The sequence below is a fragment of the Sulfitobacter brevis genome, from assembly GCF_900112755.1.
Lineage (GTDB): Bacteria > Pseudomonadota > Alphaproteobacteria > Rhodobacterales > Rhodobacteraceae > Sulfitobacter > Sulfitobacter brevis.
The window spans coordinates 1-16053 of the sequence record NZ_FOMW01000029.1; the positions used below are offsets into that span (position 1 = coordinate 1).

General features: G+C 57.7%; 13 protein-coding genes and 2 pseudogenes. 4 read left to right on the plus strand and 11 right to left on the minus strand.

From position 1 onward, the window contains the following. Positions 1-142: 142 nt before the first annotated feature. The 6 genes and pseudogenes from BM174_RS19410 to BM174_RS19435 form a co-directional block, all read right to left on the minus strand. Positions 143-1597: pseudogene (locus BM174_RS19410) on the minus strand (type IV secretory system conjugative DNA transfer family protein); the annotation flags it as partial. An 8-nt stretch (positions 1598-1605) separates the two neighbouring features. Then, positions 1606-3834, minus strand: coding sequence for a relaxase/mobilization nuclease domain-containing protein (locus tag BM174_RS19415; RefSeq protein WP_093925489.1), 2229 nt, complete (start codon positions 3832-3834; stop codon positions 1606-1608). Next, positions 3821-4414: a helix-turn-helix domain-containing protein gene (locus BM174_RS19420; RefSeq protein ID WP_093925490.1), complete on the minus strand. Its 594-nt coding sequence runs from the start codon at positions 4412-4414 to the stop codon at positions 3821-3823. The genes BM174_RS19415 and BM174_RS19420 overlap by 14 nt, the downstream gene beginning before the upstream one ends. A 572-nt stretch (positions 4415-4986) precedes the next feature. Continuing rightward, the gene (locus tag BM174_RS19425; protein WP_093925491.1) at positions 4987-5193 is read right to left on the minus strand and encodes a hypothetical protein; all 207 of its coding nucleotides are present in this window, start codon (positions 5191-5193) and stop codon (positions 4987-4989) included. A 432-nt stretch (positions 5194-5625) separates the two neighbouring features. Beyond that, positions 5626-6642, minus strand: coding sequence for a nucleotidyltransferase family protein (locus BM174_RS19430; RefSeq protein ID WP_245766458.1), 1017 nt, complete (start codon positions 6640-6642; stop codon positions 5626-5628). Positions 6643-6891: 249 nt separating this feature from the next. Continuing rightward, positions 6892-7821 (minus strand): DUF2493 domain-containing protein, encoded by a 930-nt coding sequence (locus BM174_RS19435; RefSeq protein WP_093925493.1) that lies wholly within the window; start codon positions 7819-7821, stop codon positions 6892-6894. Positions 7822-8448: 627 nt separating this feature from the next. Here BM174_RS19435 and BM174_RS19440 point away from each other — a divergent pair. After that, positions 8449-8724, plus strand: coding sequence for a hypothetical protein (locus tag BM174_RS19440; protein ID WP_093925494.1), 276 nt, complete (start codon positions 8449-8451; stop codon positions 8722-8724). Next, on the plus strand, positions 8724-9056 hold the full coding sequence (locus BM174_RS19445) for a hypothetical protein (RefSeq protein ID WP_093925495.1): 333 nt from the start codon (positions 8724-8726) through the stop codon (positions 9054-9056). The genes BM174_RS19440 and BM174_RS19445 overlap by 1 nt, the downstream gene beginning before the upstream one ends. 139 nt (positions 9057-9195) lie before the next feature. On the opposite strand, the gene BM174_RS19450 is transcribed toward BM174_RS19445, so the two are convergent. The 5 genes and pseudogenes from BM174_RS19450 to BM174_RS19470 all read right to left on the minus strand — a co-directional run. Continuing rightward, positions 9196-9924, minus strand: a complete 729-nt coding sequence (locus BM174_RS19450; RefSeq protein ID WP_093925496.1) for a DUF736 family protein — start codon at positions 9922-9924, stop codon at positions 9196-9198. A 129-nt stretch (positions 9925-10053) separates the two neighbouring features. Next, complete coding sequence (locus BM174_RS21475; protein WP_245766459.1) at positions 10054-10356, minus strand: hypothetical protein; 303 nt, start codon at positions 10354-10356, stop codon at positions 10054-10056. 89 nt (positions 10357-10445) lie between these two features. Beyond that, positions 10446-10892, minus strand: coding sequence for a DUF6915 family protein (locus BM174_RS19460; protein ID WP_093925497.1), 447 nt, complete (start codon positions 10890-10892; stop codon positions 10446-10448). A 1-nt stretch (position 10893) separates the two neighbouring features. Then, positions 10894-11280, minus strand: a complete 387-nt coding sequence (locus BM174_RS19465) for a DUF6878 family protein (protein WP_093925498.1) — start codon at positions 11278-11280, stop codon at positions 10894-10896. Positions 11281-11449: 169 nt separating this feature from the next. Continuing rightward, a pseudogene (locus BM174_RS19470) lies at positions 11450-13234 on the minus strand (strawberry notch C-terminal domain-containing protein); the annotation flags it as partial. 244 nt (positions 13235-13478) lie between these two features. Between BM174_RS19470 and BM174_RS19475 the strand changes: the two are divergent. Together BM174_RS19475 and BM174_RS19480 are read left to right on the plus strand one after the other, a co-directional pair. Further along, positions 13479-15752 (plus strand): TOTE conflict system archaeo-eukaryotic primase domain-containing protein, encoded by a 2274-nt coding sequence (locus BM174_RS19475; RefSeq protein WP_093925499.1) that lies wholly within the window; start codon positions 13479-13481, stop codon positions 15750-15752. A gap of 36 nt (positions 15753-15788) precedes the next feature. Next, positions 15789-16053 (plus strand): transposase (locus tag BM174_RS19480; protein ID WP_177209549.1); only part of this gene is annotated, 265 nt, incomplete at its 3' end.

The following is a 16053-nucleotide window of genomic DNA, read 5'->3' on the forward strand; positions in this document are numbered from 1 at the left end:
ACTCTGCCCAGTTGGTCACCCGTTGCTTCTGTTTCGGTATTTTGTCACGATGATCAGCGTTGAACTTGTGCGGCATCTAAAGCATCCTCAACAGACCAGGCCACAACCGATATCAGTCGAGAGAGGCTCCGTGCAACAAGGCCCCTTCGAACGGGTTCTTGCCAATAGATCTGGACCGAGTAATGACCGTCTTCGTGGTTTTACCCACCGCCTTGCTCAACTCCTCAATTGTCTTTTCATCTGAAGGGGTGAGGTAGAGCTTAACACCCGCATTGCCCTGAAGTGCACGGCGGGTGTTTTCTCCATAGATTTCATCAAGGGCGGGGATGGTTTGCGTGACGATCGCTAAGTGCCCACGATAGGCCCGCAGAGTTTCAATGCTCTCGACGACAATCGGCATTTTGCCGAGGCGGTTGAACTCATCGAGCATAATCATCACCGGCCAAGGCTCGTCTTTGCCTGGTTCCTTGTCTTGCATGGCCGAAAGAAGATCCGAGAAAAACAACCGGATCAGCGGCGCGAGCGGTTTCACCATCAGAGGCTGAACCACGAGATAAACCGTGAACGGCTTTTTGCGGATCGTTCGGAAGTCAAAATCCGAAACCTGCGTTGCCTCGTCAATTGCGGGGTTCTGCCATTGATCCAGACCCGAAGTCATCAACAGAGAGACATAAGACGTCAGCGTGTCATTGTTGGTTGAGGCCAGCCGTGTGAATATCAGCTTGGCGGCCTTGTTATCAATCTCATGGCCCCGTGCCACATATTCTTTCTGCTTGTTGCCGCCCGAGGCCGAGATCCGGTAAATCTCGCCCAAGGTCGGCTTCTTGCGCTGGAAGGCCAGCAAGCCTGCAGCCACGAAGAGATCAATACCACCCTTCAAAAGGCCCTGAACGCGATCATTGTCGCTTTGCAAAAACAAGGTCGCGAGCAACTGCAACTCCATCTGCTGGCGCGCGGGGTCTTCCAGCTCATAGATTCGCAGAAGCGGGTTGTAGCGATGGGTGCGCTTGCCTTCCCAATCCGTGGGCGCAAAGCGGTAGACCTTATCGCCTTGCGCCGCACGATGACGCGATGTGGCTTCAAAACACTCGCCCTTCACATCCAGCGTGACCGCCGACCCTTGCCATGTCAGCAAGTTCGGGATCACAAAGCCGGTAGTTTTACCGCGCCCGGTGGGGGCCACGATCAGCGCATGCGGAAACACCTTTGAGGTAATGAAACGGGCGCGAGACTTCGGGCTGCCCAGTTTCCCCAGAATAAACCCCGTGCCTGGCTTGCCAAAAAACCCATTGACCTTCATCTCTGCCCGCCTTTGCCAGTGCGTTTGACCAAAGCGCGTGAGGGCAGAACCTGACATGGCAAGGCTCATCATCAACCCTGCGGCCGCACAGGCGCCGATGATCAGGTTGATCAGTTGGAAGTCATCGGGCCGTCTGTCTCTGATCCAGAGATAGTTTTGCGCAATGTAACCAAAGTCGATATCGGCGCTAAACCCAAGTGCCTTGAAGGTCAGCACTGCCGAGGCGATGGTGTAACCCATCGCACCCGTGACTAAGGTGACCAGAACCACCCCAATCGCGACGCGCGCCCTGCCCATGGACCCGCTCAATGGACCTGACCCCGCTCCGTCTCGCCATCCACGTCCGCTACGCGATGCTTCTCGACTTCTACGTCTGCCAACTCATCGACAACCTGGCGTAACGCGTCCGAGTTTGCAGTCGCCGCATCTGATTGGAGATAGACCTTCGCAGCGTAAAGCCGGTCGAGACGGTCTTCGATGACGTTTTCCAAAACGTCACTGTCGCCGTTGTTCAGGCGATCCAGCTGCGCCGCCTCCAGAACCCGCGCCACCTCAGTACGGAAGGCCTCGCGATCGGTCTCCGCCTCAAAGGGCGACGACAACTCCCCTGCTCGCTCATGGGCAAGAACACGGGACAGTTCAGGCGTTTCAATCAGCGTTGCCTCGCGTTCCGCGCCGCGCGCTTCATAGACCCGTTCGTAAGTGTCGCCGAGACCTTCGGCCAGTTGTTCGGGCGTGTCTGGATACCGGGCCTGCAAATCGCGCGCCACTGACACTGAGATCGGCGTGCCGCTATGCGCAGCCATGCGCGCCGCCTCAACCTCACGCATGATCCTGTCTGCTGCCGCCTGATCCACAATAATAGCCCTTCCCTCTTCATCCATACGGATGACATCTGTCGGGCCGGAAATCAGTTCCGGATGCTCACGCAGATAATTCCGCTGCTCTTCTTCCAGACGCTCAACGGCGCGGCTTTCGATGACCGCTTCGTCCCGATCCTCAATCCGCGTTTCCAAGCGAACATCATTGGCGGTGGTTTCGATCTGGTCCTCCGTGACATGCGCCTGCACCTCGCGGGTTTCTTCAATGACCCCGTCACGACGCAGCACGCCTTCGCGCTCCAACATGGTCCCGAGCTGCACATGCACATCATTGAGAATATCCCGTGCCTGCTCCAGATCAACACGGCGCTCAAGGTTCAAATCTTTAGCCACGGCCACTTTGGACAGATCGTCCGCAATCCATTGATGCTCCAGCGCCGCGTTCTGTGCCCCGGCCTCCATGCGTGCCACAACTTCAGACGTGCTGATCCCAGTGCCGCGCAGCGCCGCATCGACGCGGGCGCGCACCCGCGGTTCAGACAAGCGCTCCAACTGGCTTTCCTGAATGTTGGCCTCGGAATAGACCCCACCCTCTGACGGAACCTCCGAGAGGGAATTGGACCGCAACCCCAGCGGCTGCATATGCTGCACCCGCGCTTGAATTGTGTTGAGGGTTTTCTCCAGCGCTGGCCGCTCCGCGTCCGGCTTTGCCGCGATCAAATCTGTGATGTTTGCGACTTTTTCCGCGTAACGGCTACGCAGATCCTCGAACGTCTCGTCCTCGGCCATGTAGACACCTCCTAGTTTTTCGACCTGCCCGCCCCGCGCAAGAACCTCACCTGCACGGAACAACACCTCGGCAATGTCTTCGCGGTTCTCGGATGACGCTTCTGCTGACAACGAATGGAACACGATCTTGGTATTCGCGATCTCTGCCAGCGTCCGGGTCAAATCCTTGCCAACGCGTTCCCGCTCTTGGGGCACCCTGCCCTCTTCCTTGGCCGCATAGACCTCACGAGTTTTCGGTGGGTAATGCACCTCGCCGCGATCCACCCGCCGCGTGGCTTCCAGCCGCACGCCGTAGGTCTCCGCCTCTTCCACCATGGCCAGGCGGAAGTCGTCATAGTTGAACCGGTGATTGCGCGCCAAATAGAAGAACTCGCCCTCTTGCGAGCGGCGGTTCAGAACAAGATGCGCATGCGGGTGATCGCGGTCCTCATGCACCGCAATGATGTAATCGAAGTGCCCTTGATCATTCTGGAAGAACCGCTCCGCCACATCCGTGGCGATGTCACGCACATCCTCCCCGCGCGTGCCAATCGGGAAGGACATCAGCAGATGTGTGGTTTGTCCAAGCTTGGGTTTGAACCCCGCGCTCCAGCGCTTCGCAAAGCGCTCCGTAAGGTCTTTGATCTCGCCCCGATCAAGCTTGGATTTGCCATCCAGAAACCCGCTGCTGTCGACGATATGGGTGGACTTGGTGGTGAGATATCCGAGCTGGTTCGCAAGCTCGGATTTGTTGTTTGTCCCGCCGCCGCGGATCGCTTTGAACACAGCTGCCCGATGCCCCGCAGCGGCGCGCACCATCTGCTTTTGTTTGGAGACATGCAGGCCCTGCATCGAGCCACGGATCCGGCTCCAGCCATCCCGAAACACCTCGCCCGTAACAGCATCAACCGCAACGGCAGCCCGTCCGGCATCATTCAGCCGCATGCGCAAACTCCCTCAGAGCGGCCGTTGCGGTCAGCTGCATCGCGTCCCGACGACGCCGCACAAGCAGGTCAATCTCGTCTGCACTGTCCAGGATAAACCGCGCCAACCCGCGCATCTGTGCGAGCCTCAAATCCGAGAACTCGGCACTTGTGCCTCCCTCTGTCCCATGCCCGTTCCGATTGGCCCTCTGCATCTGCTTGGCAATCTGGGCGACACCGTTTCCAACCTCGTTGAGGGAGGCGCGATAGCGCGCCATTTCTGCCGCCAGTTGGACGTCCGCCACAAACGTGCCACCCGCTGCTTGCATCAATCGGCGCAGCCCTTCCGAGCGCGTCTCAATCCCTGCTGACGCCAGCACCGCATCGAACCCTGCCATCTCTTCAGGGGTCACTTTCACACTCACCGCCAGGACCGGAACCGCCGTATCGCGCTGCCTTTCTTCGTCACTCTTCACCGTGTATTGCACCGCCCGCGGCGTCACCCCGAACCGCTCTGCAAGCACGGACGTGGATACCCCGTTCGCAGCTTCGCGCACGATCTCCATGCGTTGCGCATTGGTGAGACGTTTTGAGCGAGACATGCGAAGAAAGACCCCCTATTTCCTGCCACCTTCATACAAGGCTGCACCCACCATACGAAACTATACTAATTTGTCAATAATATACTAACGTAAATTGAGGGCGCAGGCAGCCTTGTATTCCGTTTAACGCCGGGCACCAAAGGTGCGAGGCCGCGCCCAAAGGGCGCCAACCAACCTCAGCCCAGCCACCAACACTGGCGGCCTTAAACAGTGTCCGCACCTGAGGGTCTGTTTGAACATGTAATGTTCGGGCCGAGCCGAAGGGGTGAGGCACATCCTCAACCGACGGGGCTGACAGACAGGGTCAAGGGAGGCCAGAATTGGCAAGCCAATTCTCTGCCGCAAAAACCGGGAAGGCAGCGCTGATAGGTTTTTGGGGATGGCCCCCTTGAGGCTGGCTGGCGGCTCTGTCACCGCAAACTTTCAACTCCAACAAAAACCATCAGGACTGCCCTGCAGTCCTGTCATTCGGAACCGTGACCGCTGCCAAAGGCAGGGGTCTCAACTGACCGCACAGCGATCTCTGGAACAGAGATAGGGCCGCTTTACAGCGGCCCCTCCTCATGGAGGATTTACTCTTGGGGTTCCTTTGAACTTGGCGGGAACATCACCAGCTCTTGGATCCCGACGGGAAAGTCGAGCTTGAGGCTGAAGAACTCCGAGCCGTCCCCGCTGCGGGTGTTGCGGAACATGGCCCCGACACGTTGGAAACGGGTGCGCTCCTGGCCTTCGTTATCGGTGTATTTGACGGGAACTGTTGCGACGTAATGGTTGGTCATTTGGGTCTCTCCTTTTTGCGATGGGGATTTTTTGGCACGGGGCCCGAGGACAGGTCGCAAGCGCAAATGCGGAGGGTCCGCGCCACAGGCGTGGAAGCCGTATTTGTGCTTGCCGGAGCGTGAGCTGCGGGAACGACCTGTCCGACCCCGTGCGATCCACATCAATGAGCAAAAAGAAGAGACCCAAATGTACGCGCCCACATCGAAGTCGCCATAGGTCTCGTTGATCTCGATTGAGATGAAGGCCGGGTTCGTTTTGATGTAACGTGTCGAAGAAATGGGTCTGCTGCGCGCAACGGCTGACAGAGTTTTCTAAAGCGACAAGCAGACCTTTGAACCTGGGGTCCACGAGCTGGTGATGTTCAAGTCGTCAAACCCCACACTATCCCGCCGAGATGGGTTGCTGTCCTGCGACACTTGTTTGGGAAGTGATCACGTGCTGATGCTGTCAAGAATGTCTCGCGTACCGTGCATGCGGTCCAGAGAATTGCCAATACGTTCGCGCCAACGTGGGCCAACCTCTAGTGCTGCGCCGTAAGCTCTGGCCAAATCATCGGGTCGATCTTCAGCCATCGCTTCAATGAGAAACGCCGCCTGCTCTCGGTCTTTTGAGGACTTGAGGCTGCCTGTCCCGTCACGCCGTCGATCTGCAATGATTAGCTTGTGGATCGCATATTTTTCCGGCCGCGGCACTTGCACCAGAATGCCAGATCGATAGATCGCCGCTGCATGGATCGGTTCAGCGATCAGGAAGTTGAGATAGTTCAAAGCCTGCGCGTTAACACCAAGTGCTGGCAAGTCGCGAATGGACTCATTGCCAAAGGCGGGTGTGAGGAATTCCACCAACTGGCCACTGCCGCCCTGTGCCCATCGCCATGTCCGGCCTTGGTCAAGCGCTGGCAAGGGAGCAAACTTCAACGCCGAGAAGGTCTTGGCCAGGCTCGGGTCGACCTGATCCTCTAATGCAATGCTGAGCTTCTCGAATTGAGCAATGTCGATGTCGCCCGTGTTGGCCATTCCGTCCAAGGGCAGACGTATGCCGAGTTCACCTTCATAGAGACGAAACGCATTCGTCCCGACAATGGTGCCGCCCAACCGAAATGTCCCAGCAGCCGCCATGGCAGACAGAATAGAGCCCGTCGCACGGTCGGTCGGTGTCATGCCTTCCGCGCGCAAGAGCCGGACAAGCCGCGATCGCTCGGATCGCCGCTCTTTCGCAGTGGCGCGCAATTCCTCGATACCCTCGATACGCGCACGCGTCTCCTCGGTATCTTCGCCGATGTAGACGAACCGCATCTCCGTGCCAACACGGCGCGCAGCATACCAATAGCCTTTGTCGCCGCGCTGTTTCAAAGTCGGTTTGCCTTCGACGCCAGACAGTGCGTCATCCTTCAAGAGCCGTACCAGATCAGTATATGCGCTCGTTGCGATGCTGCTGAGGGGGGTCATGCCTATCATTTCCAAATTTTGCTTGGCATACTCATACCTATCAAAATAGTAAATTGCTAGGCATGATCGACTGCATGGCCGCAATCGCGTGAGCACATGCAGCTTCCTTTTCCAGCAGAGCAAAACCATCAAACCGCTACATGCCTCCAAACGTATGCTCCATGTCTTCACTCAACCATCGCAAGATGATGCAGACACAGTGCCCCTTGAGAATGACGAATAGGCCACCCGAAGGTGACCTATCCTGATTTATGCCTCGCCCGGCGTCTTCGCGGGATCAGAGACCCGCATCACCGTCAGTCCTTTCGCCTCAGCTTTCTGCCCGAGGTTCAAGGCAACCCCGTTGCCCCCGAAGAGGACAACACCAGTCGCGGCGAACTTATCGTCCAGCATCTCATCGTTGCACTTGAACGGAGCCGCACGTCCGTGTGCGGACCAGCGCGGATCGAAGCGTGCTTGGCTGATGCCCCGCGCGCGTGCCCACCGGGCTGCGATCATCTCCGCGCCATGCTTGCCACCTTTGTGGCAGATGAAGATATCCTGATTGCGGTTCTGCTTGATGCGGTCCCGAACCTTATCAAGTGTCCGGAAGATGACGTCGATGTCGGTCCAGTCGGTTGCTCCCGAGACAATCAGAGGCACCCCCTCGACTTTGGACTTCGCCGCAGTCTCACGATCATGCTGCTCCAGAAGCTGCTTGGCCTCGAAGACGGCACCCGTCTCTTGCGCGCGAACGCTTGCCCGCGACCCTGATGCTGGAATAAACGCGTTCCCAGTCTCGACCTCGTAGCATTCCGCCGCAGCCTCCCCCATCGTCTCGATGGCGTCGACGATCTCGCGGAGCTGCACGAAGCGCGCTTGTGCGTCTTCCAGAGCCGTCTCGGCGATTTCTGATCCGTCGTGGCATTTTGCAAGTGCGCCAATCTTGTCGGCTGTGCGATCAACTTCCTTGCCGAGGGCAACCTTGCGGCGCTGCAGGATTGTCGCCAACCCGTGGGCGATTGGTTCGATTTCTCCCTCAAGTCCAGTACCCCGCAACTGTCCGAGCAGGGTCTCGAAGGCTTCACGGATGATGCAGTCTTTCAGGATGTCATCCTGCGGGATCGGTAGCTTTGCGTCTTTCTCCGTCAGGCCGAAGAGTTCAATTGTCTCATATGTCGTCGCTTGATCGTAGGCCATGTGTTCATCTCCAGATGTTTGAGTTTGATGACCACCACGTGATTGTGGGGGCATGGCCGATTTCTGGTTCACCGAATCTGTTCGGGTCAGGGACGGCGCAGCCGCCAGCTTGCTGGGCGCAAAAGTTTTCGAAGCGCCAAACTCAAAACAGGCGCGCCCTCACGCGCGAGACGAACCTCCCCACGCGCACTGCCCTCTCCGAAAAGTTTTGCGATCCTTGAGGCGGGCTGATTTGGGGGCCATCCGGAGGATATGCTTCCATACTCATGTGTGTGTGTTTTGATGCCAGGTTTGCCCGACGCGAGCAGGCAAGCGGTGGGGCCGGACACGCAGGCGGACGCAGCGGCGGGATCGTTTTGCACAGCAAAACAGACCAAAGAGAAGACCGCAGGCGTGGCCGAGCGCCGCCGTGCTCGCGAAACGGGCAAACCGGGACACACAGTGCGCCACCGCGGTAAGGCCGCATGGCCGCATGCGCGACGGACCGCAGGGCCGTTCTCACCTGCGACACGCGAAGCCGAGCGGGGGAGGCCGTCAGGCTTGGATTGTTTACTCAGGTTGTCAATCAGACAGGCATTGCCAAACACTCAAGGCGTGGTAGTCTAATGGAATACCGAGGAGAGTCTTATGAGCGTTCAAAAGCAGACCGTCAGCTTTACCGACACCGCCTACACTTTCGCCAAGGAACTGGTGGAAACCGGAGAATATCCCAACATGAGCGCAGCAGTCTCAGGCGAATTGGCAAAAGCCAAAGCCGAGCGTGCGCAGGAACGGGCCGTGCTTGAAGCGGAACTGGAACGGCGCTTGTCGCTGCCACTGGATCAATGGGAGCCAGTCGGGACCGCATCGGACATCTCTGCAAGCGCGCGTGCACATTTGGCCGCGATGACACATAAGAGCTAATGCGTTTTATCCAGCACCCGTTCTTCGAGCGGGACATTATTGGCATCGCCAATCACATTGTTGAGGTGACCCAGGGCGATACTGGAGCCGCGTATCGACGGTTAGACGAGATCGATGCTTTGCTAGAAGCAATCGCAAATAACCCCGCATCTGGTCTACGCCTCAGCGGAAACCTTGAGGGTTGGTTGGTGCGCCACGGTGGGACCGGAAATCGACTGACCATCGTATTCAAGCCAGACATTCCTAACCAGACGATTTATCTTGCCCTCGCTGCCTTTGGGGGTCGACATTGGGTAAAGCTTGCAGCGGCGCGACGCGCGTTCTCGGAATAGAGGCCTTATAAAGGTTCTGCGCGGCGTGGAACGAGCACGGATTGCCATCCAGCGGTCCTTTGAACCAAACAGACAAAAAAGGGGAGCCACGTCACCGCGGCTCCCCAAATCGCTCTAAACTATGTGCTGACTGCTTCTGTTATGCGACCAACGACAACCCACCGTTTGCGTCTGGCTGTTGATCTCCGCTCTGCACGAACGGAATGATCGAGAACGTTTGCCCGCCCCGCTGCTCTTCGTTTTGCACTGCATTCACGCGCAAATCACCGTCGGGCGTGTTGATCAGCAGTGACAGGTAATCATTGCCAGTCCGAGTGCTTTTCGCCATCCAGGCGGAACCGACGCGGATCGGATTGCCTTTCGGAGAACTGACTTCGATCCGGTAATCCGGGTGTGTCTCTTCCGTCTTGTAGTCGTTTTCGATGAGCATGAAGTCGAGATCGAACATCATATTGGCGATGTAGCCGGTGAATGCGTTATCGGCATCCATTGCGGTCAATTCGCCCGAGATCGAACCTGACTTCATCGTCCCGTTTGAGACCAGTGGGATGATCTCGAAGTCTTCGCTCTTGGCTTTGCGCGCTTCTTGCGTCTGTACCGCGTTGACGCGGAACGGGCCAAGACCCACGTCTAGTTGCATCGAGATGTAGGGATTGCCGCTGGTATTGCCGGTCTCGCTCCAGGCCGTGCCGATGCGGACCTTGCGGCCGGATTTATTGACCGCCGTGACGTCATAGTCTGGGCTGCGGTCCGACATCTTTGCGCGGGTTTCCAGCTGGATCGCGATATCGAACTTGGTGTTGTGGATTGTGCCGGCGAAGACAGCGGCTGCGGTGTCGGCGTTTTTGGTAAGGGTTCCTGCGAACATGGGTCTTATCCTTCTTGGGTTATCGGTGGCTGGCCTTGGACTGGGCCTCTGGCCAGCGCACGCGAGATTGCTTTTCGACCCCTTGTGGGATCACAAAACAGAAAGCCTGCTTTCAACTTTCTCCAGTTTTCACCGCCCACGCCCTCGGCTTGAGTGTCTTGGAACAGTGCCGCATACATCACCCTCCCTCTTCTTCTGACTGACCGTCGCAGTGATGCCCCGCAAGGGGACCTCACAATCAGCGATGAAGAACTCACTTTCTGCACCATTGAGCTGTGTTCCGGCGCGATTGGTCAAACCGATCGCGCTGCCATTGGGAAGATAAACGATCAGATATTGGCCAAGCCGGTCCTTGCGCACGACGTAGCCTGTGTTCGCCCAATGCACGGTCTTGCCCGCATCTACTGAGGTTTTGATGTCTTCGATGTTCATGGGGTTCTCCTTGATCGGCGCAAAAAAACCTCCGAAACAGCGATGTCTTGGAGGCGGTGAGAAAATGGTGGGTTCGGGTAAGATTTAATTTAGCGATGGGAGGTGCGTGCGTCCATCCAATCCCTAAATCCGAGGATCGCCTTTCCGGCAGTGACGTCTGCGATCCAATCTGCGCGCGGATCATTGCCGGGTTCGACTTGCATAAGATCAATATGACCGTTGGCCATCCAGCCCTCGGGTTGAATGCGCCGGAACCAGTCGGCCATGCTCGGGATGCGGCCCTGACAGTCTTCCTTCACGTGCTGCTCCCCGATCCAACGGACCGGAATAACGCGTCCTGCAGAATTTGTGATCGTCAGACCAAATTCCCGCTCAGCCTCAAAAATACCTTGGGTGTGGTGCCGCAAGGCGCGGTGCGTAAAGACCGCCATATGCGCCTTTGAGGCATCGAACCAATCATGAATGACTTGATAGTCCGTGGGGTCGCCACCGAATTTTCGCGCCGAGCTTTCGGCGTGATGCAGGGGATGCGCCATTTCAAAGCCCCGCGTGATAGCTGTGGGTGCTTTCAACGAAGCGGTCGGCATGATCGAGGTCGATGCTGTCCTTGGTAAGGTCCCAGGCCAGCGTGCCATAGCCGCCCTCGTTGTTCTCGAACCCGGGATGCTGCTGATAGGCAAACGCCCAGGCGAAGTCGTCAAGCTGGCTGGAAAGTTCAGAAGGCAACGCAATGCCACTCGGCTGTAAGGTAATGTCTTCGACATTGCCGGAATCGCCGTAGCCTTCGTATTCTGCCGTCACTTCGGTGACACCAAGCGCACGCAGTTGTACAAGCAGCGCGGCGCGGGTTTCCATGTTTTGAGCACCTCGCTCTGCTGCCCATTCTTCCATTGTGCTGGCGAAGTCGGTGTTTGTATCTGTCATGGTCTGTTCCTTTCGTTGGGGGTTGTTTCACGACGCCCGTTCCAGAGATGGTACAAGGTTCATCAAAGGTTTTTTAGGATGAGAACGGGATCGAGGCACACGGCACCGCTGTAAATCGGCACCTGATTAAACCCAATCCCGCACACCCGACCAGAAGTAGGCTTTCTCTTTAGGCTGCCCGATCGCTCGGCTGCACTGCTCCATTCCCCACGATCCGGATCAGGATCGCTTCCGCATCCACACCTACCCCATGCGGAACAAAGACCCGCAGCTGGAAGGCAATGATTTCGGTGAAACACCCCAAGGCCTTCAGACCGTCAATCGTGCCCTTGTCTGCCCCGTTGATTTCGAGACGCACATCACCCGCAACGCGGCGGCGCGTCAGCGTCAGGCCGCGCCCCAGATCGACAGGTGCTGTCGTGCCAAGGGCAGCCGTCAGCATCTCACTCGGTGTTTCTGGCGTCCCTGCCATAAACCGTGCCCGCAGGGCTGCGGCCCCCTCCTCGCTCAGCGTGCGTCCGATCATGCTGGCGCAGCCTTCGGGCGTGACGCGATAGATGCGCTCGTTGCTTGTCGGAATGGTCTTCCAGATTGGCAGCAAGAGACCTGTCAGCAGGTAGAGCTTTGTCGTCGTGGTTTTGGGCAAGCCATCAGCCTCATCATCCCATAGCAGGATGAACTCAGTTTGGTCGATTGTCTCCCAAGCCGAGGCTCCGAACTTGCTCTCTTCGAGATAGGATTTCCCAGATGGGCGCACCACTTTGCGCATAAGAGTGACGAAGTCTTCATCATACATCTGCATAGTGCGTTTTGAGATCAACCCTGCCCGCCCCAACGCCCGATTGACCATCGAGATTTTGTCATAGTTGTTGCCAAGGGCGGCCTCTGCGGGCGCTATATGAACGGGATCCGTCACTTCCAACCCGATGATGCGTGTCACAGCCCCAGATTGCGGACAGGTCCAAAGATCCTCCGCCGAGATCTGCTTGATCGTCTCGCCCCGCAGCGTTTCCACCCCAAGATCCAGCGTGCCCGCGTCCCGTGCCCGCTCGGTTTGATCCGCGATGCGCTGCATGAACTCCGCGAAGAGCGCGTTTTGCATATGGATCGGCAGCGCCAGCACCCGGTTGAGGAACCGTTGGATCGGGGGCAGCTCCTCCAGCAGCACACCGTCTTTGTCGATCAGACGCAACGCCGTCCAATCGGCGAAGGTTTCATAACCCATCGCCTCCGCACGCCCCGCAGCAAGGTCGGCGTAGTAACCGCGCAGCGCGGACCGCGCGATTGGACTTTCAAGGTTGTCTTCTTCGCGGAACATGCCCTGCGACCCCGTCTCGCGTTGTCCCTTGGTCAGCGCCCCAAGCTGATCGAGCCGCTTGCTGATCGTCGATGTGAAGCGTTTCTCGCCATGCACATCCGAGGTGCAGACCCGAAAAAACGGCGCACTGACCTGGGCAGAGCGATGCGTGCGCCCAAGCCCTTGGATCGCCGCATCTGCCCGCCAGCCGGGTTCCAACAGGTAGTGGCGGCGGCGCTTCTGGTTTTTGGCCGTTTGCGCTGCGTGATAGGACCGCCCTGTTCCCCCGGCATCCGAGAAGATCAGGATATTCTTTTCTCCATCCATAAAAGCTTGGGTCTCAGACGAATTGCTGCTGGCCGCGCGCTTTTCGATGAAGAGCGCGCCATTGCTTGATTTGAGCGGGCGAATAGACCGCCCCGTCACTTCAGCCACCGCCTCATCCCCGAATGCCCAAAGGATTTGATCCAGCGCCGCTGGGATCGGGGCCAGCGCCATCAGGTCCATCATGGCCTCATCCCGCAATGCTAAGGCTTCGCGGGAGACGACCAACGCCCCTGTCTCATCCCGCAGCGGTTCAGCGACGATATTGCCGTCAATCTCAACGAGATTCTGGGTATGGATCGGAAAGGCCTGTTCGAGATAACCGAGCACATAATATGCCGTGCCCACGTTATGCTGAGCGTGGTGGTTCAAGTTGTTGTTTTGCTGGTTCATTTTCCATTCTCCGCTTTGGATAATTATGATGCCTCTGCTCTAAACCTCAGAAGGACATCCTCCATGAACTCCCCCTCTAACTCTCCCCTTGGCAGCCGCACCGACGGCCGCGCGGACCTGCTTACACCTTTGCTTTCTGCGCGTTATGCTTGGTGTGACAGAGGGGAATGGGTGGAAATCGCGGGTGGCAGACAAGAGCGACATAGAGGCGGATTTGACACGTGCTCGAGCGCGTCTGGCCAATTTGGACGCTGAGCGGAGTGACCTTCAGCGTGAGGTGAAGGCCCTCGAGGTTATGCTCACCTCGGAACATGTTCCAACCGCGAAGCAACGTTCCTTCGAGAATGCACCGGTCACGAACACCTCGTCATCGCGTGAGAAAGTAGACTTATTTCGTCGCATGTTCGCCGGTCGGCCCGACGTGTTTCCGGTGCGATGGGACAACAAGAAGACCGGCCGTTCTGGATATTCACCGGCTTGTGCCAATGAATGGGTAAAAGGCATTTGCGAGAAGCCGAAGGTCAAATGCGGCGCATGCCCACATCAGAAGTTCATCCCGCCTGACGAAAAGGTCATCGAAAAGCACCTGCGTGGCGGCAATGGAGATTTTGTCGCTGGTGTCTATCCACTGCTGCCCGGAGATACATGCTGGTTCTTGGCGGCGGATTTTGACAAGGCATCCTGGGCGGAAGACGCCAATGCGTTGCTCGAAACCTGCCGGGCGAAACAAGTCCCTGCAGGATTGGAACGGTCAAGATCTGGCAACGGTGGGCATGTCTGGATCTTCTTCTCCGAACCGGTCTCGGCCCGCCTTGCACGCCAGCTTGGATCGGTCCTGATCACGGAGACGATGGAAAGGTGGCCAGAAATCGGCTTCGCCTCTTATGACCGCCTGTTCCCAAATCAGGATATCATGCCGCTTGGCGGCTTTGGAAACCTGATCGCGCTGCCACTCCAGAACAACGCGCGTAAGGCTGGCAACAGCGTCTTTGTCGACGGGAACTTGCGGCCATACGACGACCAGTGGGCCTATTTGTCCTCCTTGCCGAGATTCTCGGCAGAAGCGGTGGCCAACCTCGTCGCAGCTGCGGAGCTTTCCGGACAGGTGCTGGGCGTGCGCATGCCGGTGGACGACGAACAGGCTGACGAACCTTGGAAAATGCCCCCGTCACGGCGCAGCACGCCGCGACGCCTCGATGTGCCTATCCCGCGGAGCATAAAAGTGACGATTGCCGATCAAATCTATATCGACCGATCCGAACTGCCTTCGGCCATGATTGCTCAACTGGTGCGGCTGGCCGCGTTCCAGAACCCCGAGTTCTATCGAGCACAGGCAATGCGGCTGCCGACATTCGGGAAGCCTCGAATTGTGTCCTGTGCCGAGCTGCATCCCCGGCATGTAGCACTGCCACGTGGCTGTTTTGATGAAGTGGTCGGGCTCCTGTCCGATCAGGGTGCGAGCGTGGATCTCGACGATCTGCGTGAAGACGGCACCGCCTTGCTGGAGACGGTCCGTTTCCGTGGCGAACTCCGCCAACAGCAGTCGCGAGCATTTAATGCATTGATAGAGCACGACAACGGCGTGCTTGCCGCCACGACCGCTTTTGGCAAGACTGTCGTGGCCTCGGCTCTGATTGCGCACCGTGCCCGCAATGCGCTGGTCCTGGTCCACCGCCGTGAATTGCTGAACCAATGGGTCGAGCGTCTGGGGTCCTTTTTGCAGATTGATCCGAAGCAGATCGGCACGATCGGTGCCGGAAAACGCAAACCCACCGGTGTAATCGATGTGGCACTAATCCAGAGTTTGGTCCGCAAAGGCGAGGTGGACGACATCGTCGGCGACTACGGTCACCTTGTTGTCGATGAATGTCATCATCTGTCCGCCGCGAGTTTTGAACTTGTCGCTCGGAGAACGAAGGCGCGCTATGTCGCAGGTTTGTCTGCGACAGTCGCTCGAAAAGACGGACATCATCCGATCATCTTCATGCAGTGTGGCCCGGTGCGCCATCGGGTAAGCGCCAAATCGCAAGCTGCTGAAAGCGGCATTCACCATCGGGCTCGTGAACGTCATACGAGGTTCCGACTGCCAGAGGATCTGGCCATGGCCGAACGCCCGTCCATGCCAGCGATATATTCCGCCTTGGCGGAGGACCGTGCTCGAAACGATCTAATCTTCGATGACGTGCTGAAATCGCTTGAGGCCAAACGCTCCCCGATCGTGCTGACCGAGCGCAAGGATCATCTTGAATATTTTCAGCAAAGGTTCTCCAGATTTGCAAAGAACATCGTCGTGTTGCGTGGTGGCATGTCCGCCAAGGAACGGAAGGTCGCGCAGGCGGCGCTAAGTGTTGACGAAAATGAGGAACGGCTGATCCTTGCGACAGGCCGCTATATCGGCGAAGGCTTCGATGACGCCCGGCTTGATACGGCCTTGTTGCACGGAGCCTCTCTCGACTGATATCGGTTGTGGCCTGGTCTGTTGAGGATGCTTTAGATGCCGCACAAGTTCAACGCTGATCATCGTGACAAAATACCGAAACAGAAGCAACGGGTGACCAACTGGGCAGAGTACGACGAAGGCCTGCGAGGACGTGGTGATCTGACGGTCTGGGTCAGCGAGGACGCGCTTGCGTTGTGGTCAGCACCACCGCGAACGACGCCTGGTGGTCAGGCTTTATATTCGGATTTGGCGATCGAGCTTTGCCTGACGCTAGGCATGGTTTTCAAGCAGCCACTGCGGCAGACCCAAGGCTTGATGC